This is a genomic window from Nonomuraea sp. NPDC050663, assembly GCF_044456985.1.
Classification (GTDB): Bacteria; Actinomycetota; Actinomycetes; order Streptosporangiales; family Streptosporangiaceae; genus Nonomuraea.
Genome location: NZ_JBITGL010000003.1, coordinates 128,599 through 153,635 on the forward strand (window position 1 = coordinate 128,599; position 25,037 = coordinate 153,635).

The window sequence follows — 25,037 nt, forward strand, 5'->3', positions numbered from 1 at the left end:
GCGGTCTTGTTGATTCGTCATCGGGGGCATGAGCCGCAGGTCGACCCGAGTGCTTTCGTGGCGCCCACGGCGACGTTGGTGGGGCGGGTGAGTGTCGGGCCGCGGGCGAGGGTGATGTACGGGGCGGTGCTCGACGCCGAGGACGGGGCGATCGAGGTGGGGGAGTCGTCGATCGTCTGCGAGCACGCCGTGTTGCGTGGTGACGTGTCGTTGGGTGATCACGTGTTCGTGGGGCCGCAGTCGACGTTGCTGGGGTGCCGGGTGGGGCGCTGCTCGTATCTGGCGACCGGGGTGACGGTGCTGCAGGAGGCGGTCGTGGGGGCGGGCGCCGTGGTGGCGATCGGCGCGGCCGTCCATGCGCGGGCGGTGGTGGCTGAGGAGTTCTTCGTGCCGCCGATGACGGTGCTGGTGGGGGAGCGGGTTTTCGCGCCGGGGGATCCTGGGTTGCCGGAGGCGATCAAGGAGGTGGGGTTCGCGAAGGTGGCCTTCGGGGTGGAGGCCGACTGGGAGGATCGCATCGCCCGGTATGAGCGGATCGCCGAGGTGCGGTCGGCGCAGTTCGCCGCCCACGCGGACGACGAGATCGTGGGCTGAGGGGCACGGGGACGAGGCGCCCCACGCGGCGGGCTACGTCCACGCACCGGCCGGGCCTGAGGGGGTCGCGGGGACGAGGCGCAAAACGCGCCGGTTGGCGCCCACGCGGCGGTTGCGCCCACGTGGCGGCCGTGAAGGGGGCGCTTGGCCCGCGCTCACGACGAAGCGCGATGCTCACGACGAAGCGCGACGCCCACGACGAAGCGCGACGCCCACGACACGGGCCTTCCCGCGCTCACAACGAAGCGCTGCGCCTGCGGCGCGGGCCTCCCACCCCGCACGAGGGTGCGTCGCGCCCACGGCGCAGCGCCGCGCTCATGACAAAGCCGCTGCGCTCATGACGAAGCGCTGAGCTCACGACGGAGCATCGCGATCCCGCGTTAGCGGGGCGTTGGGGCGAATTCGACTGCGACCCCGATCAGGCGCACCGGTCGGCGTAGGTCGAAGCGGTCGAGGAGGTCCGTCGCCGTGGCCGCGAGAATGTCGGGGTCGGTGGTGGGCTGGGTGAGCTTGGTCTGGCGGGTGCGGGTGAAGAAGCTGCTGAGGCGGATCTTGACCACGACCCGCACCGCCGTACGCCCCTCGTCGCGGGTTTCGGCGGCCAGGGTGCGGGCGAGGGTGTCGACGTGGGCGTCGATGGCGGCGCGGTCGGTCACGTCTTCGGCGAGGGTGATCTCGTGGCTGCGGCTGCGTGGCACCCAGGGCACGTCGGTGACGCTCTCCTCGCCCTTGCCGAGCGCGAGGTACCGCAGCCAGGGCCCGTTGGTGGGGCCGAAGGTCTTGGCGAGCAGGTCGACGTCGGCGGCGGCGAGCTGGGCGACGGTGTCGATGCCGAGGGCGGCGAGTTTGGCGGCGGTGCGGCTGCCGATGCCCCACAGGGCGGTGACGGGCCGTTCGTTCATGACGTGCGCCCAGTCGGCGGAGGTGAGGCGGTTGACGCCGGAGGGTTTGTCGAAGGCGGCGGCGAGTTTGGCCTGGTGTTTGTTGTCGCCGATGCCGACTGAGCAGGTGAGGCCGGTCTGTTCGGTGAGGGCGTGCTGGATGGCGTGGGCGAGGGTGAAGGGGTCGCCGTCGTAGCCGTGGCCGTCCCAGCCGAGGAAGGCCTCGTCGAGGCCCCAGACCTCGACGATGACGGGGAAGGTGCGCAGGACGTCCATGACCTGGGCGGAGGCGTGTTCGTAGAAGGCGAGGTCGCGGGGGATGAAGACGGCGTCGGGGCAGGCGCGCATGGCGGCGCGGATGGGCATGCCGGAGTGCACGCCGTGGGCGCGGGCTTCGTAGGAGGCGGTGGCGACGACGGTGCGGGCCTGGGTGGGTTCGGCGCCGGTGCCGACGATGACGGGTTGCCCGCGCAGGTCGGGGTTGCGCACGATCTCGACGGCGGCCATGAAGAAGTCGAGGTCGATGTGGATGACCCAGTTCTTCATCCCACCAGTGTGTCATCGGCGTAGAGGAGGGCGCGGCGCCGGCGGGGTACGGCCCAGGCGCGGCTGCCGATGGGGGGTTCGTCGCCTTCGGGGACGAGGACCTGGATGAGGCGGTCGCGGGCTTCGAGGGTGACGAGGGTGGCGGTGCCGAGGTTCTCCAGGACGGCGACGGTGCCGGGGAAGCCGTCTTCGCGTTCGTCGAGGGCCAGGTCGGCGTATTCGGGCCGCACGCCGTACAGGATCTCGCTGCCGTCGGCGAGGGCGCCGGCGGGCAGGACGGCTCCGGCGACGTGCAGGGTGCCTCCGGTGACCTTGCCGGGCAGCAGGTTCATGGGGGTGGAGCCGATGAAGGAGGCGACGAAGGGGGTGGCGGGGCGTTGGAAGATCTCGGCGGGGGTGCCGACCTGGATCATGCGGCCGTGGTCCATGACGGCGATGCGGTCGGCCAGGGCGAGGGCTTCGGCCTGGTCGTGGGTGACGAAGACGGTGGTGACGGCGAGTTCGCGTTGCAGGCGTTTGAGGAAGGTGCGGGCTTCGAGGCGCAGGCGGGCGTCGAGGTTGGACAGGGGTTCGTCGAACAGGAAGGCGGTGGGGTGGCAGGCGATGGCGCGGGCGAGGGCGACGCGTTGCTGCTGGCCGCCGGAGAGCTGGCTGGGGCGGCGTTCGAGCAGGTCGCCGAGGGAGAGCCTGGTGGCGACCTCGCGGGCTTTGGCGAGGCGTTCGGCTTTGGCGATCTTCTTGATGCGCAGGGGGTAGGCGATGTTGTCGGCGACGCTCATGTGGGGGAAGATCGCGTAGTCCTGGAAGACCATGGCCACGTCGCGTTCGCCCGGCTGGCGGGTGGTGACGTCGGTGGTGTTGATGGCGATCGTGCCGGTGGTGGGGGTCTCGAGGCCGGCGATGGTGCGCAGGAGTGTGGTCTTGCCGCAGCCGGAGGGGCCGAGCAGGGCGAAGAACTCGCCGTCGCCGATGGTCAGGTCGATGCCGTCGAGGGCTCGTACGCCGCCGGGGAAGGTCTTGGTGAGGTCGCGCAGAGAGATCATCGTTTGATGCCTCCGTGGAAGCGGAAGCCGTAGCGCTGGCTGACCAGCAGGTACATGGCCACCACCGGCAGCGAGTAGAGCAGGGAGAAGGTGGAGATCAGGTCGAGCTTGGGCGCGCCGCCCTCGGTGTAGAGGGTGTAGAGGATCACCGAGCCCGGCAGTTTCTCGGGGTCGCGCAGGAGGATGAACTGGAACAGGAAGCCGCCCCAGACGGAGGCCATGGCCCAGACGCCGATCGTGGCCAGGCCCGGCCGGACGAGGGGGATGACGATGTGGCGCAGGATCTGCAGGGGTGAGGCGCCGAAGACGCGCGCGGACTCCTCGTAGGAGGTGGGCGTCTCGTCCATGAAGTCCTTGAGGATGAAGATCGCCGCGGGGAGCAGGCCGCCGGAGACGACGAGGATGACGCCCAGGTGGGTGTCGATGAGGCCGAGTCTGGTGGCCAGTTCGAAGATGGGGACCATGGCGGCGGTGCCGGTGACGACGCTCGACATCAGCAGGAGCAGGTAGAGGAGCAGGTCGCGGCCTGGCACGTGGACACGGGAGAGGGCGTAGGCGGCCAGGGCGGCCAGGGCGACGACGAGGACGGCGGCGCCGCCCGCCTGCAGCAGCGAGTTGACGATGGATCCGGCGGCGTAGGGGTTGTCGAGGATGGCCTGGAAGTTGCCGAGGGTGAACTGGGGGATGGAGACGGTGATGGTCGGCGTGTCGTCGAAGGGGGCGGCGGCCAGCCAGAGCATGGGCAGGGTGAAGAAGCCGATGACGACGGCGAGGAAGGCGGTGGCGGCCAGGCGGCCGATGACGTGCCGGGTCATGCCGGTGGTCCTTGCGCGGCGGCGGCTTCCTGGCTGCGGCGCCGGCCGCGCAGCAGGCGCAGGTAGGCCAGGGCCAGGATGAGGTTGATCAGCAGGATGAGGAAGGAGATGGCGGCGCCGACGCCGAGCGAGCCGCCGCGCAGCGCCACGTTGTAGACGTAGACGGGCAGGATCTCCGAGCGTCCTTCGGGACCGCCGGCGGTCAGCAGGAACGGGGTGAAGTCGTTGAACGTCCACAGGCTGATGAGCAGCAGGTTCGTCAGGATGTGGCGGCGCAGCAGGGGGAAGACGACGTCGCGCAGCTGTTGCGGCACGCTCGCCCCGGCCAGGCGGGCGGTCTCCAGGTGGGAGGGCGGCACGTTCTCGAGGGCGGCGGAGTAGAGCATCATCGAGAAGGCGGTGCCGCGCCAGGTGTTGAAGACGATGATGCTGAGCATCGGGTAGTCGAGCAGCCAGGCGAAGCCTGGGGTGTTGAGCAGGGCGTTGAGGGTGCCGCCGCTGCGGTCGAGCAGGGCGATCCACAGGAACGCCACGACGGAGCTGGGCAGGATCCACGACAGCAGGACGACGCCTTCGACGAGGCGGCGGACGGGGCCGCGGCGGCTGCGCAGGATCCAGGCGATGGTGAAGCCGAGGACGGCCTGGCCGAGGATGGCCGAGCCGCCGACGAACAGCACGGTCAGCCAGAGCGAGGTGTGGAAGCGGGTGTCGGCCAGGGCGCCGGTGTAGTTGTCGACGCCCACGAGTTGGGGTTCGGCGGCGGCCAGGCCGGTGAGGCGGTAGTCGGTCAGGCCGAGGTAGATGGTCCAGAGGGCGGGGAAGATCAGGAAGACGGCGATGAGGGCCAGGGCGGGCAGGATGAAGGCGCTCGCCCTGGCCTTGCCGAGCCCCGCGGCGTCGGTGGTCATGCGGGCGCCGCCCCGCGGTGGTACGGCACGCGCCCGGGGGTGGTCCGGGCGCGTGCCGGACCGGCGAAGGATGCGCGTGCCGTACCGGCCGGGCGCGTGCCCGCCTCGCCGGGGGTGTGGTCAGCCCGCGATGTTGGCCGCGCCACCGACGAGTCCCTCCAGTTTGCCCTGGTAGGCCCCGGCGGCCGCGTCGGGTGTCTGGCCGCCGACGATGGCCGCGGTCGCCTCCTGCAGCGCGGTCGACACCTGCGGGTAGACGGCCAGGGGCGGCCGGTAGGCGGTGATCGGCAGGACCTCCTCGGCGACGAACTTCAGCATCGGGTCGGCCGTCAGCACCTCGTCGTTGACGTCGTCGCGCGAGCTGATGCGCACCTGCCCGGCCAGCTGCGACTTGATGGCCTCGGCCGAGTGCATGAAGGCGAGCAGTTCCCAGGCGAGCTTGCCGTTCTTGGAGAAGGGGTTGAGCGCTCGTACGGCTCCGCCGGACATGGAGACGAAGTCCTGGCCGCGGATGCCGGCGCCGGGCTGCTTGGCGGGGATCTTGGCCCAGCCGACGGCGGTGTCGCGGTCGGCCATGGGGGCGACGCCCGCCTTGGGTTCGATGACCGAGCGCCAGAAGTAGTCGCTCTCGGCCAGGATGGCGATCTTGCCTTCGGCGAACTGGGCGAAGGAGGTGTCGCGGCCCTTGGCCTCCTGCTGGAGTTTGGGGTCGCCGAGGCCGCTGCCGCCGTAGATCTGCTGGTAGAAGCCGAGCACGTCCTTCATGGCCTGGGAGGCGCCGGCCCACTTGCGGTCGGCGTAGATCTCGGCTCCCGCTCCGACCAGGAGCGGCAGCGCGCCCTGCATGGTGGTGGCCTCGCCCATGGCGGTGCCGGCGTTGATCTGGATGGGGATCGGCACGCCTGCGGCCTTGAGCTTGGTGCCGGCGTCGATGATCTCCTGCCAGCTGGCGGGCTGCCAGGGTTCGGGCAGGCCGGCCTTCCTGAACAGCGTCTTGTTGTAGAACAGGACGCGGCCGTCGGTGCCCTGCGGCAGGGCGTACTTCTTGCCGTCGAAGATGCCCAGTCCCTGGACGGCCTGCGGGATCTGGCCCCAGCCCTCCCAGGTGTCGACGGCGGGCCCGCCGACGTCGGCCAGCGGCTTGATGTATCCGGCCTGGGCGAACTCGCCGACCCAGATGCCGTCGAGGTCGATGACGTCGGCGCCGGTCTTGGACTTCAGGTCCAGGGCGATCTTGGTCTTGTACTGTTCGTCCTCCACGCCGCTGGACTGGAAGAGGACCTTCACGTTCTGGTGGGTCTTCTCGAACTCGGGGATGACCCACTTCTTGATCCAGGCGGCGCTCTCGGAGTTCTTGCCGCCTTCGATGGAGTTGGCCGCGATCGTGAGCGTCACGCTCTCCGGTCCGGCCGGGGTGCTGGACCCGCACGCGGTCAGGGCGATGGCCAGGGCAGCCACGAAGACACGTCTCACAGCGGCCTCCCGTGTGGATGGACGTGCAGACATACCGACAATCGCACGGGGCCCGTGACGCGTAAAGAAACGATCTGATGAACGCTGTTTGATCACGGCCGGTTCGCCGCGAGCTGATCGGGGGAAGTGCAAGCTGCGACGGAAGATGAGTAGGGTCGAGCCTGTCGGATCTATCGTTTGGAGGGAGCCGGAGTGGCAATGCACAAGGATCTGCCCGCCGGATTGTCGAACCATCTTTTCACCAACACCGGCAACTCCTCGTTCACCGAGTTCCTCGGGTCGTTCGCCCCGCAGCTGCTGCCGGTGCGCGACGACAGGCTGGCGACTCCCGTCGGTGACCAGGTCCCGCACGCCACCACCATCGTGGCGGCCTCCTTCGCCGGTGGCGTGGTGATGGCCGGCGACCGGCGCTCCACCTCGGGCAACATCATCGCCCAGCGTGACATCGAGAAGGTGTTCCGCACCGACGACTACTCCTGCATGGGCATCGCGGGCACGGCGAGCACCGGCATCGAGATGGCCAGGCTGTACAGAGTGGAGCTTGAGCACTACGAGAAGCTGGAGGGGCGCACGCTGTCGGTGGCGGGCAAGGCCAACCGGCTCGCGGCGATGATCCGCGGCAACCTGGCCATGGCCATGCAGGGCCTGGTCGTGGTGCCGCTGTTCGCCGCCTACGACCCCGACCGCGACGCGGGCCGCATCTTCGGCTACGACGTGGCGGGCGGGCCGTACGAGAAGGAGCGTTACGACGCCATCGGCTCGGGTTCGATCTTCGCCAAGGGCGCGCTGAAGAAGCTGTACCGCGAGGGCGCCTCGGCGGACGACACGGTGACGATGCTCATCCAGGCGCTCTACGACGCCGCCGACGACGACTCCGCCACCGGCGGACCCGACGTGACCCGTAAGATCTGGCCGGTCGTCTCGGTCATCGACGCCGACGGCTTCCGCCGGCTGGGCGACGACGAGGTCGCGGGCGTCGTGCAGCGCATGCTCGACGAACGCATGATCTCCCCTGACGGCCCCATCGCACCGCTGCGCTAGAAAGGATCCTCGAAGGTGACCATGCCTTTTGGATACGCCTCTCCCGAGCAGATCATGCGGGACAAGGCCGACTACGCGCGCAAGGGCATCGCCCGCGGGCGTAGCGTCGTGGTGCTGCAGTACCAGGACGGCATCCTGTTCGTCGCGCCCAACCCGTCGCGGGCGCTGCACAAGATCAGCGAGATCTACGACCGGATCGGCTTCGCGGCCGTCGGCCGCTACAACGAGTTCGAGGAGCTGCGGCTCGGCGGCATCCGCTACGCCGACATCAACGGCTACACCTACGACCGCTCCGACGTGACCGGGCGCGGCCTGGCCAACCTGTACGCCTCCAACCTGGGGCGCATCTTCACCGAGTCGATCAAGTCGCTGGAGGTCGAGGTCGTCGTCGCCGAGGTGGGCGACACGGCCGACGGCGACGCGATCTACCGGCTGACCTTCGACGGTTCCGTCTTCGACGAGCACGGTTTCACCGTGATGGGCGGCCAGGCCGAGGCGGTGTCGGGGCGGCTGAAGGAGCGTTACCAGGAGGGTGCTCCGCTGGCCGACGCGCTCGAGGTGGCGCTCGTGGCGCTGACGGAGCCGGGCGGCGAGCGGCCGGCGGTGGGGCAGCTGGAGGTGGCGGTCCTCGACCGCAACCGGGAGCACCGCAAGTTCCTGCGCCTGGTGGGGCCGAGGCTGGAGCGGCTGCTGCAGCGTCCGGCCGGTGAGGCGCTCGCGGCGCCGGCGGTCACCTCCGAGGAGGGTGACGGCGACGGCGCGCCGACGGCGCCGGAGGGTCCGCTCGACGACGGTTCCTGACCTGTGAAAAGGACGGCGGGCGCACGGCCCGCCGTCCTTTCGCATGCCGTACGGCCCGCATGGGTCACCCCCACCCGCCGCACGGGGCCGGTGGCCTTCCAGGGTGACGCTCACCGGCCGCACCGGCGGCCCGCCGCGACGCGACGGCGGTTCTCAGCCCCCCGGCACCCGCGCGAGCGGTTCGCCGGTGAGCCACCGCTCGCCCGGCGACAGGCGCGCCCCCAGGGCCTGGTCGATCCGCTGCTTGGGGCAGTGGTGTGCCATTCCGGGGATGAGGCTCTGGTGGTCGCGTTCGGGCCCGTAGAAGCGGGTGCGCACCAGCTCGGCCGGGTCCAGGGCGGGGGTGAGGCAGACGATCTCGGCGACGCCGGGGTCGAGGGCGCCGGCCAGGCGGGCGAGGAAGGCGCCCTGTCCGGCGCCGACGAGCCGCACCGGCAGCCCGCCGCCGAGTCCGGGCTCGGAGCGCACGAAGTCCACGGCCCGCAGCACGTCGTACACGCGGGCGGCGCCGAGGCTGTCCGACAGGCCGATCAGGTCGGAGACGAGCTTGAACGTCGTGCCGTACATGGCCTCGGGGTCGAACTCGTTGAGGCGGTGCGGCGTGAGCGCGCCGCTCGCCCGCACGTCCACGACGACGACGTGCCGTCCGGACCGGGCGGCGCGGCGGCAGGCGCCCGCGTGGGCGGGCAGGTCGTCGGTGCCGCGGTCGAGCAGTACCAGGTCGACACCCGAGGCGGGCCCGGAGGGGTCGAAGACGACGGCGGCCGTGACGATGTCGTGTTCCGCCCACCAGAACGCCTTGCGCACCCCCGGCTCCTGCGTGTCCCACCAGCGCGGGTAGAACTCCTCGCCGGGTTCGCGCCCGGCCTCGACCCGGGAGCGCAGCCACGGCAGCCCGCCCCCCGCCTCGCGCCGGTCCAGCTCGGCCAGGCGCCGCATGTTGAGGTCGAAGACCTTCGCCGAGCCGGGCAGGTCGGTGGAGATCTGCCCGCTCACGGTGCACTGCAGAGCCTCGTCCGGCTGCGCGGCCGGTTCCCCGGGCGGGGCGTTCCCGGCCCGGCCGAGGTGGCGGCGGAAGAAGGCGGTGGCGGCGGCGGCGAGCTCCGGCGACAGCCCGTGGCCGCCGTCGGCCCGCACGTGCTCCAGCGCCCGCGAGCCCAGCACCTCGTAGAAGCGCCGTCCCCGCGTCACGGTGCGGACGGCTCCTTCGACCGGGAAGAAGTCGTAGTTCGCCGACATGACCAGCGTCGGCCGGGGCGCCATGGCCAGCAGGAAGTCCTCGTGGTCGAGCCCGAGCAGCGTGCCGCCGGGGATGATCTGCTCGGGGTCCTGGGCCTGCCCCGAGCGCTGGTAGTCCTCCCGTGAGGAGACGAAGCAGCTCGGCGCGGCGGCGGCCAGCCGGGGCTCGACGAGCATGAGCCACGTGGTCAGGGTCCCGCCGCCGCTGTTGCCCATCACCCCGACGCGGCGCGGGTCGACCTCGGGCCGGGCGCTCAGGTAGTCGAGCATGCGCCGGGCGTCGGAGACGAAGTAGCGGGCCAGGGAGTCGCCGGTCCACCAGCACTGCACGCCGGCGTGCGAGTGCTCGGGAACGTTCGCCGGGATGATCTCCCGGCCGGACGCGTCGAGGTAGCTCTTGCGCTCGCCCTGGCCGATGGTGTCGAAGCTGAGCGTGATGAGCCCGGCCCTGGCCAGCCGGGCGCACATGGCCTGGTAGCGGGGGGCGGCCTTGCCGGTGGGCGCGTGGCCGCACAGGAACAGCACGGCGCCGGCGGGCTCTGACAGATCGTCGGGCAGGTACAGGTTGGCCGGGATGTGGACGCCGTCGCCGACGTCCACGATGAGCCGGTCGACGCGGTGGCCGTCGCCGCGCACCGACCCGGTGCGGCGCGCCACCGGGACCGGGCGGTCCTGCGGTAGGTCGCCGCCGAGGGCGTCGAGGGCGATGCGGCGCAGTTCCTCCTGGCGCCGCCGTACGTCGTGGGGGGTCAGCAGCAGGTCGTTGGCGGCGCGTCCGGCGGCCAGCGCCTGGGCGGTGCGCCGGTAGACGTTCTGCTGCACCTGGGTGGAGGCGTCCCACAGGCCGTCGAGAAAGGGGGCGAAGCGCGGTGCGGCCTCAGCCATACGTGCCCACAGGGATCACGCCCACCGCGCCGGTGGGGCTGCCCCAGCGCACCGTGGGGCCGGCCACCGTGGTGGGCGTGCCGTCGGGACTGGCGGCGACGACGACGCCGTTGAGGTGGACGTACCAGCGGGAGGTGGTGGTGCCCGTGTTCTCGGTGAAGGCGCACGCCACGAACCGGGCGCCCCACGGGTGGCTCTGGATGCCGCCCTCGGTGACGCCCGCGTGGCGGTGGTCGAAGGTGCAGCGCAGGAAGGTCTTGACCGCGGTGTCGGAGTTGGTCCACACGCTGCGGACCTGGCGGGCGACGAAGCGGCAGTCGGCGAAGCGCACGTTCTGCCCGGACGCGGCCGACGCCTCGTCGGTGATCAGGTAGCCGTCGCGGTAGACCTGGCCGTTGGTCCAGGGGCGGTCCTCGAACAGGCAGTCGGCGTAGGAGGTGGCCAGGGCGGCGTCGGCCGCGCCGTACCCGAGGTTGTTCCTGCCGTAGAAGTTCGACCACTTGAAGACCAGGCCGGGCTTGTCGGTGTAGGCGCTCCAGGTGGTGGTGCCCCAGAAGGTGCAGCCTTCGAAACGGGTGTGGCCGCCGTCGCCATGGGTGGCGATGACGCCGGGGCCTCCGTTGTCGACGAACTCGCACCGGGTGAACAGGCCGTTGCGGCAGACGCTGCTCTCGGCCTCGATGTCGAGGCCGGAGGTGGGCGCGGAGCGTACGGCGCCGCGGCCGGTGTGGTTGAACTGGCTGTCGGTGACGGTCAGGGAGTTGCCGCCGGTCCACGACAGGCCCTGACGGCCGTTGTACTCGCTGCGCACGCCGGTGACGGTGTGCGGTTTGGGCGGGTCGGCGGTGGTCAGGCCGCCGTAGCCGATGGTGAGCCCGTCGAGCCCGTGGTGGTGGGTGTGCACGTCGGAGATCGTGACGTCGGTGTTGCGCAGCAGCCGCATGCCGGTGGCGGTGGCCTGGATGCCGGTGTCGCCCCATCGGGCGCCCAGGACCAGCGTGCCGTTGCGGCCGTCGAGTTCGAGGTTCTCGATGGTGACGTCGCTGCTGTCCTCGACCTGGATCATCGCGCCGACGCGTGCCCGGTACAGCTCGTTGAAGTCCTCGCCCGCCGGGGGTTGCTGCGGGGTGCCGTCGTCGGGGTTGAAGGAGCCGTAGTGCATACCGGCGGCCAGGCGCAGGACGGCGCCGCCGCTTCCGCGGATGTGCAGGAAGGCCAGGTTCTTGAACTCCAGCATCGTCCAGTAGCGGTAGTAGGGCTGTCCGGCCACGCGTCCCTGGTTCTGGCCGCCGATCTTGTACACCCCGGCCGGGATGTCGAGCGTCCCGCCTCCCGCGGCGGTGATCTTCTCCACGGCCCTCTGCAGGGCGCCGGTGTCGTTGCCGACGCCGTCGCCCTTGGCGCCGCAGTCGGTCTTGAGATTGATGACGGGGTAGGCGGCGGCGCGGGCGGGCAGCGGTAACCCGCCTGCGGCGGCGACGGCGGCGGCGCCGAGCAGGACGGCGCGGCGGCGGAGCGGGGGACGGGACACGGGGACTCCTCCGAGTCGGGTGATCACTTGAGGGCGCCGGCGACCATGCCGGTCTGGATCTGCCGCTGGAAGCTGAGGTAGACGACGAGCACGGGCAGGATGGAGATGGTCAGCCCGGCGAACAGGGCGCTCCAGTCGCCCGCGTACCCCTGGCTGACGGCCAGGTTGGCCAGGCCCTGCGTCAGGACGTACTTGTCGGGGCTCGACTGCAGGATCAGCGGGAGCAGGTACTGGTTCCACTGCCCGAGGACGACGAAGATGCCGACGCTGACCAGGCCGGGCCGCGCCACCGGCAGCATGATCCGCAGGAACGTGCCCCAGTGGCCGCAGCCGTCGATGAAGGCGGCCTCGGCCAGGCTCGCCGGCAGGGTCCGGAAATAGGCGGTCAGGAAGAAGACCGCGAACGGCAGGCTGTAGACGGAGTAGATGAGGGCCAGCCCGAGCAGCGAGTCGGCCAGGCCCAGGCCGCGGGCGATGAAGAACAGCGGCACGATCGCCAGGAACGTCGGGAAGGTCATCCCGGCGACGAACAGGTAGTAGACGGCCCGGTTGCCGCGGAAGGTGTAGCGGGCCACGACGTAGGCGACGAGCGCGCCCATGGCGAGGGTCAGCGCGGAGCCGACGGCGACCACGACGATGGTGTTGAAGAAGTAGCGGCCGATCTCCGCGGTGGTCCAGGCGTTGACGAAGTTCTCCCAGCGCGGGCTGGCCGGCAGGCTCCACGGGTCGGCCAGCACCTCGTCGCTGGTCTTGAGCGACGACAGCACCGCCCAGGCCAGCGGCGCGACCACCAGGGCGGCCCAGGTGAGCAGGATGCCGTGGGTGAAGACGTTCAGCACGGCCCCGCCCGCCCGCTCGCGCACCGGCGGCGACGCGGGCGGGGTGGTGACGTCGGCGGGCCGGGGGACTTCCAGCAGTGTGCTCATCGTGGTCCTAGTACTCGATGCGGTCGCGGCGGGTCACCTTCAGCGACACCCAGGCGAACACCAGGGTGAGCAGCAGCAGGGCGACGCCGATGGCGGTGGCGTAGCCGAACCGGCTGTCCTGGAAGGCGGTCAGGTAGAGGTGGTTGCCCAGCACCTGGGTGGCGTTGTCGGGCCCGCCCGAGCCGCCCGCGGCCGACATCACGTTGACGATGGCGAACATGTCGAGGGCGTGGATGCCGAGGTAGACGCCGGCGACCTGGACGGTGTCCCAGATGAGCGGCAGGGTGACGCGGTGGAAGATCTGCCAGCGGGAGGCGCCGTCGAGGCGGGCGGCCTCGTAGATCTCGTTCGGGATCGAGCTCATCGCGCCCATGAAGAGCACGACGTAGAAGCCGACCGACAACCACACGATGACGGCCAGGATCGCCGGGTAGGCGGTCTGCTTGTCGCCGAGCCAGTTCACCGGGTCGATGCCCACCACCCCGAGCAGGCCGTTGGCCAGCCCGCTCGCGGTGGGGTCGTAGACGTTGGAGAACAGCACGCCGATGACGGCGATCGACAGCACGTGCGGGAAGAAGTAGGCGATCCGGTAGAACGCCGCGCCCCGCACGCCCGTGGCCCCGCCGCGGGCGCGGTAGCGCCCGACGCGGATCATGGTGGCGAAGAACAGGCCCAGCGCGAGCGTGGCCGCGGGGATGACGACCACGGCGATCACGTTGTGCCACAGCGAGATCCAGAACACCTCGTCGTCCAGGAGCCGGGCGTAGTTGGCCAGCCCGACGAAGTTCCGCTCGGGCGAGAGCCCGTTCCAGTCGGTCAGGGAGATGTAGAACGACTGGAGGTAGGGGGAGACCACCAGGACGCAGTAGAGGAGCACCGGCACCGCCAGCGCGGTGAGGATGAACCTTCGGCTTCCCGCACGCATCGGCTCACACCTCGTACTTGGGGACGGAGGGGTCCTCGCGCAGCGTGTCGGCGATCTTCTGGCAGCGTTCGCTCCACTGGTCCGGGTTGATCTCGCCGGTCATGAGCGCGCTGGTGGCGGCGGACGCCTCGGTCTGCAGCTTGGGGTACCAGGTGCCGTAGCGCCAGTGGAAGGTGTCGTCGCCGGAGGCCGCCAGCGCGTCGCGCAGCGACTTCAGGCCCGTGCTCTCCCGGTCGGGCGTGTACCCGGCCAGGCTGGTGAGGGTCTGGGTCTGGCCGGTGAAGTTCTTCGACGCCTGCGGCGACAGCAGGATCCGCATGAGCTCCAGGCCGCCGTAGGGGTTCTTGGCCTGGGCGGGCACGATGTAGCCCTCGTTGCCCATGCCGCGGATCGCGGCCTGCGGCAGCGCGTCTGCGCCGGTGAGCGAGGGGGTGGGGGCGATCACCATGTCGAAGCCGTCGGGGGTGACGTCGCCGAGTTCGCTCTCCAGCCAGGAGCCGCACGGGATGAACGCGGCCTTGCCCTTGGCCCAGTAGGTCTGCGCCTGGATGTGGGTCAGGCCGGAGGTGCCCTGCATGATGTAGCCCTTCTCGACCAGCTGGTGCAGGGCTCTGGCGGCGGCGAGCACGGGCTCGCTGCGCCAGCTGCCGGGGGCCAGGGTGTCGAGCGCCTTGCGGGTCTCCAGGCCGCCGGCCTTGATCGCCATCATGATGAGCGGGGTGAGGATGTAGCTGGGCACCTTGCCCTGGTAGGTCCAGGGCGCCATGCCGGTGGCCGACTTGATCTCGGCGCACAGGTCGAGCATCCCGTCCCAGGTCGCCGGGTAGGTCCAGCCGTGCTTGTCGAACAGGGAGCGGCTGTAGTACAGGCCGTGGACGGTGTAGGTGTAGTAGAGGACGTACGGCTTGCCCTTGAAGGAGCCCTGGTCGACGATGCCGGGCAGCAGGGTGTCACGCACGGTCTTGCCGCCGCCGTCGAGGGCGGGGGCCTCCAGCAGCGGGGTGAGGTCCATCAGCTGGCCGTTGTCGACCAGCGGAGGCAGCAGCAGCGCGCCGGCGCCGGAGTTGTCGATCAGGTCGGGCACGTCGCCGGAGACGAAGCGGGGCTGCAGCTGCTTGCCGAGCTCCTGGCCGCCGGTGTGCTTGAACTGGGCCTTCGGGAAACGCTGCTTGAAGATCGTCTGGGCGTCGAGCACGTACTGGTCGCCGTAGCCGCCCTTGAAGATGACGGTCTCCACGGGCTTGTCGGGCAGGACTCCCAGCGGGTTGTCGGGGGTGAGCTTGCCGCGGGTGGGAGCGGCTGCGGGGGCGGTGCCGGTGGAGGTGGTGGCGCAGCCCGACAGCAGGGCGGCGCCGAGGCCGGCGCCCAGGGCGAGCACCGATCGGCGGCTGGGCCGGGTGGTGGGATCGATCATCGTCACTGCCTGCCTCTCACGGTGATGGTCAGCGCGTCGCGCCCGGCCACGGTCGTCCCCGGCAGGGGGCGCAGGGTGAGGGTGAGCTCGCACGCCGCGGCGTCGGGGCGGATCCTGACGGGGATGTCGGCCGTGCGCGCGCCGGGAGGGATGACGGCCACGCCGGGCAGGCCGTCGTAGTCGACGCGGTTGCGGGCTCTGCCGCCGGTGTCGTAGCGCAGCACCAGGGGGGTGGCCGTGTCGGGGCCGAGGCGGCGGACGGTGACCGTGACGGTCTGGCCCGCCTGGGCGACCGGGCGTCCGGTCAGCGCCACCTGGGCGGCGCCATCGTGGGGGCGGATGTCGAGGTCGACGTCCTTGGTGACTCCGGCCGTGTCGATGATCGGCTGCTGCGGGCGCAGAGCCCAGACGGTGCCGGAGACGTTCGACAGCACCGGGTCACCGGCTCCCTCGACTCCGGCGACGAACGGCCCGGCCAGGTCGGCCAGGACGACGCAGTCGTCGAAGCGCGCGTTGCCGTACTCGGGCAGGACCGTGACCATGCCGGACCAGATCTTCACGAACGCGTCGGTGCGCGGCTGCTCGCGCAGCGCGGTGAAGGCGACCCGCTCGAACGTGGTGCGCAGCCCGTCGTAGCCGCGCACGCCGTACAGGTTGACGGTGCCGGGGGAGTCGCCGGCGTCGAAGACGCAGTCGCGGAAGGTCATCGTGCCGGAGGCCGGGCCCCGCACGCCCGGCTGGACGTGCACGACCGCGTCGCCGGTCGGCCCCATGTAGCAGCGCTCGACGAGCACCGAGGCCGGGGTGCTGTCGGCGTTGTAGCGCATGAGGTTCATCTCGAAGCTGTACTTCTTGTTGCCGGCGAAGACGGTGTCACGGATGACGACGTCCTTGATCAGCTGGGGCGCCGAGTCGGGCTCCAGGTCGATGCCGGCCTCGGGGGCGGTGCCCTGGGTGTTGATCAGCGCGCAGCCCTCGATGAGCAGGCCGTCGGCGTAGATCACGCTGATGGCGTTGCGCTTGTTGTCGTCGCAGACCACGTTGCGGATGACGACGTTCTTGGAGCCGCCGCCGAGGATGACGCCGTCGCCGGGGGCGCCGCGCAGCACCAGGCCCTCGACGGTGATCGACTCGCTGGTGCCCATGCGGACGATCGAGCGCCACTCGCCGGTGTACTCCGGCTTGTTCATCACGCACGTCGCGCCGTACCCGATGAGCTTGACGTTCTTGCGGCCGTGGATGCGCCAGATGCCGTCACGCATGTCGGGGAAGCCGCCGGCCAGGCCGCGCAGGGTGACGCCGTCCTCGAGGATGACGGTGAGGTCGTCGCGGTTGATCCAGAGCGGGCGGGTGATCCAGTCCTGGCCGACGTCGTCGATGATGACGACGTCGGCGCCGCTGGCCAGGGCGGCGGTCAGGGCCGGGGTGGCGTCGACGGGGTCGAAGCCGAAGTCGGAGGCGCGCACGGCGGTGGCGTCGGGGGAGGCGTGCGCGGCGGCGACGCTGGCCTGGGTGGCTCCGTAGAGCACGGGGGCGAGCGCGGCCATGCGCAGGAGGGTCCTGCGGGTGAGGGGCATGTGGGGTCTCCGGGGGGTTCTCAGATGATCTTCGTGCGGATGCGCTCCGGCCAGGACAGCTCGAAGCCCAGCCGGGTGCCGAGCAGGTGCTGGAAGTCGGCGAGCAGCGCGGGCGTGCCGCGCACCGCGCGCGGGCTGTGCCCGGTGCGCAGGCAGTGGGCGGCCAGGGCGCCCGCGGCCTCGCCGATGTTCCATTCGACCGGGTGCATGCGGTAGCAGCCGTTGGTGACGTGGGTGGTGGCGATGTTCTTGGCGGCGGGCAGCAGGTTGTTGGCGCGCACCGGGATCAGCGCGCCGAGCGGGATCTGGAAGGGGTGGCAGGCGACGTCCACGTAGGTGCGCGGCTCGCCGGAGCCGGTGCTCGGGTGCAGGTCGATGCGGTAGCAGCCGATCCCGACCGAGTCGGGGAAGATCTCGGAGCCGGCGCCCTGGCGGGCCTCGGCGCCGATGTGGGTCTCCAGGACGGTGAACTCGCCGACGATGCGGCGCGATTCGCGGACGTAGGGGCGCAGGGCCAGCTCGTCGGGGGAGCCGAGCAGGTCGCCGCGCGGGCGCAGCTCCGGGTAGCCGGTGCCGCCGTCGTGGCGCGGGGCCTCGGTCTGCATCCAGTGCAGCAGCGACAGGCTGAGCTGCCGGGACGCCTCCAGGTGGCGGCACCGCTCGGCGTCGGTCACGCCGATCAGCGGGCCGAGCCAGTAGTCGTTCTGCGGCCAGTTGACGAGGGTGACGTCGCCGGCCGCGAAGGCGGGGTCGAAGGTGCGGGTGCTGCGGATGCGGCGGTATGTCCACCGGTCGACGGCGTGGCCGCCGGTGAGCGACTCCTCCTCGCGCAGGAGGGGGTGGGTGCGCGGGGCGAGGGTGTCGGGGCGCACGTCGGTCCACGACAGCAGCGGGCCGGGCCAGAAGGCGGGGGTGTAGGCGCGCCAGGTGTCGTAGTCCTTGGGGCGCTCGACGGTCCAGTCCTCGCCGTGGCGGTAGTCCATGGCGAAGCACCAGGTGAAGGCCTGCTGGTCGAGCGGCTGGGGCGGGCCGGGCACGGCGTGCGGCTCGCCGGTGTCGTCGCGGCTCTCGGCGCCGCACACCCACTCGACGCCGCCCAGGTCGAGCAGGTCGCCGAGCTCGGTGGCGTCGAGGTAGTAGGAGGCCTCGACGTGGACGTCGCCGTGCGTGGCCGAGGCCAGCCGGACGCCGGTGATCCGGTCGCCGTCGGTCGCGACCTCGCGCGGCTCCGTGCCGGTCAGGACGGTCAGCCGCCCTGTCGACACGTACGGCGCGAGCATGCCCTCGATGGCGGCCAGCGCGGCCCTGGGCTCGTGGCACAGCGGGCTGACGCGTCCGCCGCCGGGGTTGAGCGCGGCGGCGGCCCTGGCCGACTCGGTGAGGGGGTAGAAGCGCCGGTAGTGGTCCCGGATCTCCTGGCGCAGCCTGCGGTAGGAACTGGTGGCGCCGGACGTCTCGATCCAGGCGTTCTCGTCGGGCGGGACGGCCTGGCTGGTCAGTTGGCCGCCCAGCCAGGGGGACTCCTCGGTGAGGACCACGTTCTCACCGAGGCGTAAGGCGGCCAGCGCGGCGGCCACGCCGCCCAGACCGCCGCCGGCCACGAGGATTCCGGTGCCGAGATGCATAGTGAAGCTCGTCCCAGTTATGCGCTTAAGCACCCTGCTTAAGCGCTTTAGCGGATGCTAGGCTTGCCCCAACGACGTTGTCAACGGAGGCAAGCGGAATGAGCGAGCGCAAGGCCGCCGGGCGGCGACGGGTGACCCAGCAGGACGTCGCCCGCGCGGCGAACGTCTCCATCGCCGTGGTGTCCACCGTCGTCAACGGCAAATCCGACACCCTGCGCGTCAGCGAACAGACCCGCGCCAGGGTCATGCAGGCCATCCACGACCTGCAATACGTCCCCAACGTGGCCGCGCAGAGCCTGGCCGGCGGGCGCAACCGCATCATCGGCGCCTTCACCTACCAGCGGCTCTTCCCGTGGGAGAGCGGCGACTTCTACTACGACTTCCTGCTCGGCATCGAGGAGGAGGCCGAGAAGACCGGCCACCACTTACTGCTGTTCACCGGCGCTCGCAACGAGGCGGGCGAGAGATCGATCTTCAACCGCAACACCAACGTGCTGGAGGTCGCCGACGGCTCCATCCTCGTCGGCGGCCGCATCGACGGCGAGGAGATCAGGCGCCTGGCCGAGGAGGGGTACCCGTTCGTCATGATCGGGCGCCGCAACGCCGCCGGGGAGAACGTCTCCTGGGTGGCCGCCGACTACGCCGCGGCCACCGAGGACGTCGTCGACCGGCTCCACGGGCTCGGGCACCGGACGATGCTCATGGTCGTCGGCGCCCGCACCCTCGAGACGATCGTCGAGCGTCGCGAGGGGTACGCCGGCGCGTGCGCGCGGCACGGGATCGAGCCGCGCATGGCCGCCTTCGCCGCGCCCAACCCGGACGTGCCAGGGGCCGCGCCGTGCCTGGCCGACGAGCGCGAGGTGCTGCGCTTCGCCGCCGAGCAGGGGGTGACGGCGGTGATCGCCGAGTCGTCGTACGTGGCACACCGGCTCTACGAGGCGGCGCGGGAGCAGGGCGTGGCCGTGCCGGGGGCGCTCAGCGTTGTGGGGCTGGGCGACCACGGGGACCGGCAGAACGTGCTCGCCCCGGACCCGGCGGTCGCCGTGGTGCGCACACCGAGCCGGCAGATCGGGGCGTCGGCGGTGCGGATGCTGCTGCGGCGGCTGGAGTCGCGCGACCGGGGGGTCGAACACGTGCGCCTCGCGTGCGACCTGACCGCCGGCACCACACTGGGACCCGCCCCACGATCCGGCTGACCGGTCGCCTTCGCGCGGTCGTCTCTCGCGGTCGCCTTCCCTCCGGCGCGCCTTCACTCGGTCGCTTTCTGCCGCCCGCCTTCACCCGGCCGCCTCTCCGGTCGTTTTCTCCCCATTCCCGCCTCCGACCCCGTCGACCTGGCCCGCCGTCCTCGGGCTGTCTCTTTACGGCACGCGGGCTCACCTCCGCCCGCCGACCGGGGCCGGGGGCCCTCCAGGGGGACGCTCACCGGCCGCGCCCGCCGGCCGCCGTCACGGACGGCGTGGTTCGTAGGATGGTCGAGCGCGTCCCACCGGAGGGCGCACCCGGGGAGGCGTGGTGGCGGTCGAACGGTCCGGAGCGGTGCACGACTGGCTGGCCGCTCGTGCCGTGCCGCTCGGCGACGAGGCGCGCCTGAGTGCGGCGCTGGCGGGTGCGATGACTGGTGTCCGGGTCGTGGGCCTGGGCGAGGCCACCCACGGGAGCCGCGAGTTCTTCGAGCTCAAGCACCGGCTGCTGAAGATCCTGGCCGGGCAGGGGTTCACGACGCTCGCCATGGAGGCCAGCATGTCGGCGGCCGAGCGGGTCAACGACTACGTGCTGCACGGCAAGGGGGATCCGCTGCGGGCGGTGGCGGAGATGGGGTTCTGGACGTGGCGCACCGCCGAGGTGCTGGCGATGGTCGAGTGGCTGCGCGAGTACAACCGCGACGGGCCGCGGATGACCTTCGCGGGGATCGACCCGCAGTACCCGGGCGACTCGCTGGCGGCTTTGGGCGAGGGGGTGCCGGAGGAACTGCGGGCGCTCGGCGGGTTCCGCCTGGGGGACCCGCCGCTGCCTCCGGCCGTGGCGGAGGCCGCCAGACGCCTGGCCGCCTCCGACGCGCAGGCCGCCAAAGGCTCGGCCGCTGCCGCTGACCCGCACGCCTCCGACACGCAGGCCGTCGGCACGCCGGATGTCGACCGGCATGTGCGGGCCGTGTTGCAGAACGCCGAGCTGGCCGTGGTGCCGTTCCACGAGGTGCCGGCGCTGCGTGACCGCTTCATGGCTGACAACGTCGACCGGCTCCTGGCCGACCCGGCGGCGAGGGTGGCGGTGTGGGCGCACAACGGCCACGTGATGAAGGGCAACGCCAAGGGCGGCCTCGTCGCGGCCATGGGACACCACCTGGCCGAGCGCCACGGCCCGGCCTACTACGCGCTGGGCCTGCTGTTCGGCCAGGGCGAGTTCCTGTCCAGGCGCCGGCGTTTCGGCAAGGCCGTACGCACCAGGCAGCCGGTCCGCAACCGCGTGCCCTTCGCCGCCACGCCGACCACGGTCGAGGCGTGGCTGGCGGCCGCGCACCCCGGCGACCACCTGATCGACCTGCGCGGCGACGGCGCCAGGCCGCCGGAGGCCGAGGCGTGGCTCGGCGAGCGACGGCACCTGCGCTCCTTCGGCGGCGTCGTGGGCCGTTTCACCTACAAGACGTCCTTCTCCTCGACCGTTCCAGGCGACGACTTCGACGGCCTGGCCTACATCGAGCGCACGACCTGCTCCACTGTTCTGCCCGATCCGAGATGACGCCGCACCCGCCTGACCGGCCGAATCGAGCGCCGTTCGGCGCAGGCCGCGGGCCGTACGGCAGAAATCCTTCGCCAAGATCTCTCCCTAGCCCGCTTTCGGGGAACTAGTGTGAGGTGATGGATCGTCGCATCTTCGGGCTGGAGAACGAGTACGGCGTGACGTGCACGTTCCGGGGGCAGCGCAGGCTGTCGCCGGACGAGGTCGCGCGCTACCTGTTCCGGCGAGTGGTGTCCTGGGGCCGATCGAGCAACGTCTTCCTCCGCAACGGCGCACGCCTGTATCTCGACGTGGGCAGCCATCCCGAGTACGCAACCCCCGAGTGTGACAACGTCATCGAACTGGTGACCCATGACAAGGCGGGCGAGCGCATCCTCGAGGGGCTCCTGGTCGACGCGGAGAAGCGGCTGCGCGAAGAAGGCATCGCCGGTGACATCTACCTGTTCAAGAACAACACCGACTCAGCGGGCAACTCCTACGGCTGCCACGAGAACTACCTGGTCGGGCGGCACGGAGAGTTCGGCCGCCTGGCCGACGTGCTGATCCCGTTCCTGGTCACCCGCCAGATCATCTGCGGCGCCGGCAAGGTGCTGCAGACGCCGCGCGGCGCCGTCTACTGCGTCTCCCAGCGCGCCGAGCACATCTGGGAGGGCGTCTCGAGCGCCACCACCAGGTCCAGGCCGATCATCAACACGCGGGACGAGCCGCACGCCGACGCCGAGCGTTTCCGCCGTCTGCACGTCATCGTCGGCGACTCCAACATGAGCGAGACCACCATGCTGCTCAAGGTCGGCGCCACCGACCTGGTGCTGCGCATGATCGAGGCGGGCACGGTGATGCGCGACCTGTCGCTGGAGAACCCGATCAGGGCCATCCGCGAGGTCTCCCACGACATGACGGGACGTCGCCGCGTCCGGCTGGCCAACGGCCGGGAGGCGTCGTCGCTGGAGATCCAGCAGGAATACCTGACCAAGGCCAAGGACTTCGTCGACCGGCGCGGCGGCGACCCCGTCTCCCGCCGGGTGCTCGAGCTGTGGGAGCGCACCCTGCGCGCGGTCGAGACCGGCGACCTCGACCTGGTCAGCCGCGAGATCGACTGGGTGACCAAGTACCAGCTGATCGAGCGCTACCGCAAGAAGTACGACCTGCCGCTGTCGTCGCCGCGCGTGGCGCAGCTCGACCTGGCCTACCACGACGTGCACCGCCGCCGGGGCCTGTTCTACCTGCTGCAGAAGCGCGGCGCGGTCGAGCGGGTGGCCTCCGACCTGAAGATCTTCGAGGCCAAGTCGGTGCCGCCGCAGACGACCAGGGCCAGGCTGCGCGGAGAGTTCATCCGCAAGGCCCAGGAGAAGCGCCGCGACTTCACCGTCGACTGGGTGCATCTCAAGCTCAACGACCAGGCGCAGCGCACCGTGCTGTGCAAGGACCCGTTCCGTAGCGTCGACGAAAGGGTGGACAAGCTCATCGCGGGCATGTAGGTGCGCTTATCCGGGGCCTACGGTGAAGTCCGGTAGTGTGGCGCGGACCGAAGCCGTCTGTCCCCGAGGATGACCCCATGCGCCGCCGACTGGCCGTCCTGGCCGCTGTGCCCTTGCTGTTCGCCGCCGCCTGCGGCTCAGGCTCCGCAGACTCCCTGCAGATCAACGGGAAGCTCGGAGCCGCGCCGGAGGCGGTCTTCCCTGCCGGCGACCCGGTGAAGGTCTCCTCCTACCAGATCATCAACCCGGGCACCGGTGCGGCGTTCGCCAAGGGCCAGACCGTGAACGCCCATTACACGGTCTGGGACTGGGACGGCAAGGAGAACAAGCAGCGCATCTCCTCCTACACCGCCAACGACACCTCGCCGATCAAGATCGACGACCGGCTGCCGAAGGTCATGCTGGAGGGCTTCACCAAGACCAAGGCGGGCGGCCGCTTCCTGGCCGTGGTCGGTCCCGACTCGATGAGCAAGGAGGCCGCCGAGGCGGCCAAGCAGGCCGGTGAAGACCCGAACAAGACCCAGGTGTTCGTGATCGACCCGATCTCCGCGATGCCCAGCGCCGCGAGCGGCACCGAGACCGGCGAGAAGGTCGACGGCGTCACCGTGGTCAACCCCGGCGGCGACAAGGCCCCGACGCTGACCACCAAGACCGACCTCAAGCCGCCGACCGAGCTGATCTCCAAGATCCTCATCACCGGCACCGGCGCCAAGGTCAAGGAGACCGACACGGTCCTGGCCCACTACACGGGCAAGATCTGGGGCACCGACAAGCAGTTCGACTCCAGCTGGGACCGGGGCGAGTCGGCCGAGTTCAGCCTCGACGGCGTCATCCCCGGCTGGAAGCAGGGGCTCAAGGACGTGCCTGCCGGCAGCCGGGTGCTGCTGGTGATCCCGCCGAGCCTCGGCTACGGCGACCAGGAGCAGAACGGCATCCCGGCCAAGAGCACCCTGGTGTTCGTGGTCGACGTGCTCTTCGGCGGCTGACAGACGATCGTGTGAACGGCCCCGGGCTCCGGCCCGGGGCCGTTCTCTTGCCCGGGGCCGGTCGCTCTCTTCGCGGCGTGGACTGACAACGCGTCCAATAGGCCGATACCATCACCAACCATGCGCCCCTGGGCCCCGCTCCTCCCGGTCCTGCTGCTGGCCGGATGCGCCCAGCCCGCGCAGGGCGGCGGGCTCGAGGTCGGCGGCCCGTTCGGCGCCCGCCCCACCGTCGTCTTCCCCGACGGCGAACCCGCCACCGCGCTGCAGGTCGACGAACCCACCACCGGCAAGGGCGCCCGGCTCGGACGCGACAGCGTGGCCGTCGTCCAGTTCACCGCCCACGTGTGGGACGGCGCGGAGAACCGCGTGGTCGACTCCACCTTCGATCGCGGCGCCCCCGCCGCCCTGCGCCTCGGGAGCCTGCCGAAGGGCCTCGACGCCGCCCTGCGCGGGCGCCGCGCGGGCAGCCGCGTCGTGGTCGCCCTGCCGCCGGGCGACGGGTTCGGCCCCAACCCGCCGCAGGGCGTCGGCCCCGGCGACGAACTGCTCTACGTCGTCGACATCCTGGCCGCGTACGGCAGGGGCGCGGCGGCCGGGCACGCCCGCGGCGGCACGCTCGAAGGCGTCACCGTCAGCCCCGGCGCCCCACCGCGCGTCGTGATCCCCGCAGGACCCGCCCCGGCGCGCTTCGCCGCCAAGATCGTGACGAAGGGCGACGGCCCGAAGACCAGGGCCGGGCAGCTTTTGGTCACCCAGCACGTCGGCCTGCTGTGGCGCGGCGGCCGGGTCGTGGAGGGGTCGTGGTCCGACGGCTGGCCCAGGGCGGTGAGGCTCGGCGACGGCAGCGTCGTCAAGGGCTGGGAGCGGGCGCTCACGGGCGTGCCGGTCGGCAGCAGGGTCGCCTTCGTGGTGCCGCCCGCCCTCGGTCACGGCCGCACCGGCGTGCCCGCGCTCGGGATCCGGGGGAGCGACACCCTGGTCTTCGTCGTGGACGTGCTGGGCGCCCACTAGCGCAGCTCGCCCTCCAAGAGCCCCATGAGCACCATGTCGTGCCACACCCCGTCGCGGGGGAAGCAGGCCCGCCTGACGCCCTCGGTAACGAACCCGATCTTCTCGTAGACGCGGACCGCCGCGACGTTGGCCGCCACCACCGTCAGCGCGATGCGGTGCAACCGCAGCTCGTCGAAGCCGTGACGGCAGATCACCCGCATCGCGTCGGTGGCGTAGCCGCGGCCCCAGAAGTCGCGATCGCCGATCCTCAGGTCCAGTTCGGCGCTGCCGTCGGCGGGGGACAGGTCGCGCAGCCGGGTGGAGCCGATCAGGCGCCGCTCGCCCAGCGGCTCGATGCCGAAGAAGGCGGGTTCGGCGGGCAGAGCGGCGAAGCGGCGGGTGATCTGCGCCAGCGACTCGGGGTGACGCCGGAACATCCAGCGGGTCACGTCGGGGTCGTTGTTCCACCGCCACATGGGCTCGGCGTCGGCCGGTTCAAGGGCGCGAAGCCGTACGAGTTCGCCGGTCGGCATGCGGTGATCCCATCGTCGGGCCCGGGTAACGATTCGCGCATCCGACCAGGAAGCGGAGCTCTCGTGACGGGGGCGGCGCACCGGGCG

21 protein-coding genes are annotated in these 25,037 nt (G+C 71.2%); 8 read left to right on the forward strand and 13 right to left on the reverse strand.

Annotation, left to right across the window (positions count from 1 at the left end; genetic code table 11):
• Nucleotides 1-87 precede the first annotated feature (87 nt).
• A complete protein-coding gene (locus ACIBH1_RS09690) occupies nt 88-594 on the forward strand; it encodes an acyltransferase (RefSeq protein ID WP_397313237.1) in 507 nt (168 codons plus the stop codon).
• Between the two features lie 380 nt (nt 595-974).
• Here the strand turns inward: ACIBH1_RS09690 and ACIBH1_RS09695 are convergent, their stop codons facing one another.
• From ACIBH1_RS09695 to ACIBH1_RS09715, 5 genes are all read right to left on the reverse strand, one after another.
• Nucleotides 975-2,021 carry a DNA polymerase IV gene (locus tag ACIBH1_RS09695; RefSeq protein ID WP_397313238.1) on the reverse strand — a complete coding sequence of 349 codons (1,047 nt, stop codon included), beginning with the start codon at nt 2,019-2,021 and terminating at the stop codon, nt 975-977.
• Nucleotides 2,018-3,064, reverse strand: a complete 1,047-nt coding sequence (locus ACIBH1_RS09700) for an ABC transporter ATP-binding protein (protein WP_397313239.1) — start codon at nt 3,062-3,064, stop codon at nt 2,018-2,020. The genes ACIBH1_RS09695 and ACIBH1_RS09700 overlap by 4 nt, the downstream gene beginning before the upstream one ends.
• Nucleotides 3,061-3,879: a carbohydrate ABC transporter permease gene (locus tag ACIBH1_RS09705; protein ID WP_397313240.1), complete on the reverse strand. Its 819-nt coding sequence runs from the start codon at nt 3,877-3,879 to the stop codon at nt 3,061-3,063. Before ACIBH1_RS09705 ends, ACIBH1_RS09700 begins: the two co-directional genes overlap by 4 nt.
• On the reverse strand, nt 3,876-4,787 hold the full coding sequence (locus ACIBH1_RS09710) for a carbohydrate ABC transporter permease (protein WP_397313241.1): 912 nt from the start codon (nt 4,785-4,787) through the stop codon (nt 3,876-3,878). Before ACIBH1_RS09710 ends, ACIBH1_RS09705 begins: the two co-directional genes overlap by 4 nt.
• Nucleotides 4,788-4,907: 120 nt before the next feature.
• Complete coding sequence (locus ACIBH1_RS09715; protein WP_397313242.1) at nt 4,908-6,260, reverse strand: extracellular solute-binding protein; 1,353 nt, start codon at nt 6,258-6,260, stop codon at nt 4,908-4,910.
• Nucleotides 6,261-6,458: 198 nt separating this feature from the next.
• On the opposite strand from ACIBH1_RS09715, the gene prcB reads away from it, so the two are divergent.
• Together prcB and prcA are read left to right on the forward strand one after the other, a co-directional pair.
• Nucleotides 6,459-7,301: a proteasome subunit beta gene (gene prcB / locus ACIBH1_RS09720; RefSeq protein WP_397313922.1), complete on the forward strand. Its 843-nt coding sequence runs from the start codon at nt 6,459-6,461 to the stop codon at nt 7,299-7,301.
• Between the two features lie 21 nt (nt 7,302-7,322).
• Nucleotides 7,323-8,102 (forward strand): proteasome subunit alpha, encoded by a 780-nt coding sequence (prcA, locus tag ACIBH1_RS09725; protein ID WP_397313923.1) that lies wholly within the window; start codon nt 7,323-7,325, stop codon nt 8,100-8,102.
• Nucleotides 8,103-8,255: 153 nt separating this feature from the next.
• Here prcA and ACIBH1_RS09730 read toward each other — a convergent pair whose 3' ends face one another.
• Genes ACIBH1_RS09730 through ACIBH1_RS09760 form a run of 7 tightly spaced genes read right to left on the reverse strand, consistent with a single transcriptional unit; the run spans nt 8,256 to nt 18,224 of the window.
• A complete protein-coding gene (locus ACIBH1_RS09730; protein ID WP_397313243.1) occupies nt 8,256-10,226 on the reverse strand; it encodes an acetylxylan esterase in 1,971 nt (656 codons plus the stop codon).
• The gene (locus ACIBH1_RS09735) at nt 10,219-11,757 is read right to left on the reverse strand and encodes a right-handed parallel beta-helix repeat-containing protein (protein WP_397313244.1); all 1,539 of its coding nucleotides are present in this window, start codon (nt 11,755-11,757) and stop codon (nt 10,219-10,221) included. Before ACIBH1_RS09735 ends, ACIBH1_RS09730 begins: the two co-directional genes overlap by 8 nt.
• Before the next feature lie 23 nt (nt 11,758-11,780).
• Nucleotides 11,781-12,683 carry a carbohydrate ABC transporter permease gene (locus ACIBH1_RS09740; protein WP_397313245.1) on the reverse strand — a complete coding sequence of 301 codons (903 nt, stop codon included), beginning with the start codon at nt 12,681-12,683 and terminating at the stop codon, nt 11,781-11,783.
• Between the two features lie 7 nt (nt 12,684-12,690).
• Nucleotides 12,691-13,608, reverse strand: coding sequence for a carbohydrate ABC transporter permease (locus ACIBH1_RS09745; protein WP_397313246.1), 918 nt, complete (start codon nt 13,606-13,608; stop codon nt 12,691-12,693).
• A 4-nt stretch (nt 13,609-13,612) separates the two neighbouring features.
• The gene (ngcE, locus tag ACIBH1_RS09750) at nt 13,613-15,022 is read right to left on the reverse strand and encodes an N-acetylglucosamine/diacetylchitobiose ABC transporter substrate-binding protein (RefSeq protein ID WP_397313247.1); all 1,410 of its coding nucleotides are present in this window, start codon (nt 15,020-15,022) and stop codon (nt 13,613-13,615) included.
• Between the two features lie 2 nt (nt 15,023-15,024).
• Nucleotides 15,025-16,599 (reverse strand): right-handed parallel beta-helix repeat-containing protein, encoded by a 1,575-nt coding sequence (locus ACIBH1_RS09755; protein WP_397313248.1) that lies wholly within the window; start codon nt 16,597-16,599, stop codon nt 15,025-15,027.
• Nucleotides 16,600-16,619: 20 nt separating this feature from the next.
• Complete coding sequence (locus ACIBH1_RS09760) at nt 16,620-18,224, reverse strand: FAD-dependent oxidoreductase (protein ID WP_397313249.1); 1,605 nt, start codon at nt 18,222-18,224, stop codon at nt 16,620-16,622.
• 98 nt (nt 18,225-18,322) lie between these two features.
• On the opposite strand from ACIBH1_RS09760, the gene ACIBH1_RS09765 reads away from it, so the two are divergent.
• From ACIBH1_RS09765 to ACIBH1_RS09785, 5 genes are all read left to right on the forward strand, one after another.
• The gene (locus ACIBH1_RS09765; RefSeq protein WP_397313251.1) at nt 18,323-19,420 is read left to right on the forward strand and encodes a LacI family DNA-binding transcriptional regulator; all 1,098 of its coding nucleotides are present in this window, start codon (nt 18,323-18,325) and stop codon (nt 19,418-19,420) included.
• Between the two features lie 319 nt (nt 19,421-19,739).
• On the forward strand, nt 19,740-20,963 hold the full coding sequence (locus ACIBH1_RS09770; RefSeq protein ID WP_397313252.1) for an erythromycin esterase family protein: 1,224 nt from the start codon (nt 19,740-19,742) through the stop codon (nt 20,961-20,963).
• Nucleotides 20,964-21,082: 119 nt separating this feature from the next.
• Nucleotides 21,083-22,441 carry a Pup--protein ligase gene (gene pafA, locus ACIBH1_RS09775; RefSeq protein ID WP_181614843.1) on the forward strand — a complete coding sequence of 453 codons (1,359 nt, stop codon included), beginning with the start codon at nt 21,083-21,085 and terminating at the stop codon, nt 22,439-22,441.
• A 77-nt stretch (nt 22,442-22,518) separates the two neighbouring features.
• On the forward strand, nt 22,519-23,427 hold the full coding sequence (locus ACIBH1_RS09780) for an FKBP-type peptidyl-prolyl cis-trans isomerase (RefSeq protein WP_397313253.1): 909 nt from the start codon (nt 22,519-22,521) through the stop codon (nt 23,425-23,427).
• 120 nt (nt 23,428-23,547) lie between these two features.
• A complete protein-coding gene (locus ACIBH1_RS09785) occupies nt 23,548-24,438 on the forward strand; it encodes an FKBP-type peptidyl-prolyl cis-trans isomerase (RefSeq protein ID WP_397313254.1) in 891 nt (296 codons plus the stop codon).
• On the opposite strand, the gene ACIBH1_RS09790 is transcribed toward ACIBH1_RS09785, so the two are convergent.
• Nucleotides 24,435-24,950 (reverse strand): GNAT family N-acetyltransferase, encoded by a 516-nt coding sequence (locus ACIBH1_RS09790; RefSeq protein WP_397313255.1) that lies wholly within the window; start codon nt 24,948-24,950, stop codon nt 24,435-24,437. The two genes, ACIBH1_RS09785 and ACIBH1_RS09790, sit on opposite strands and share 4 nt — an antisense overlap.
• Nucleotides 24,951-25,037 lie beyond the last annotated feature (87 nt).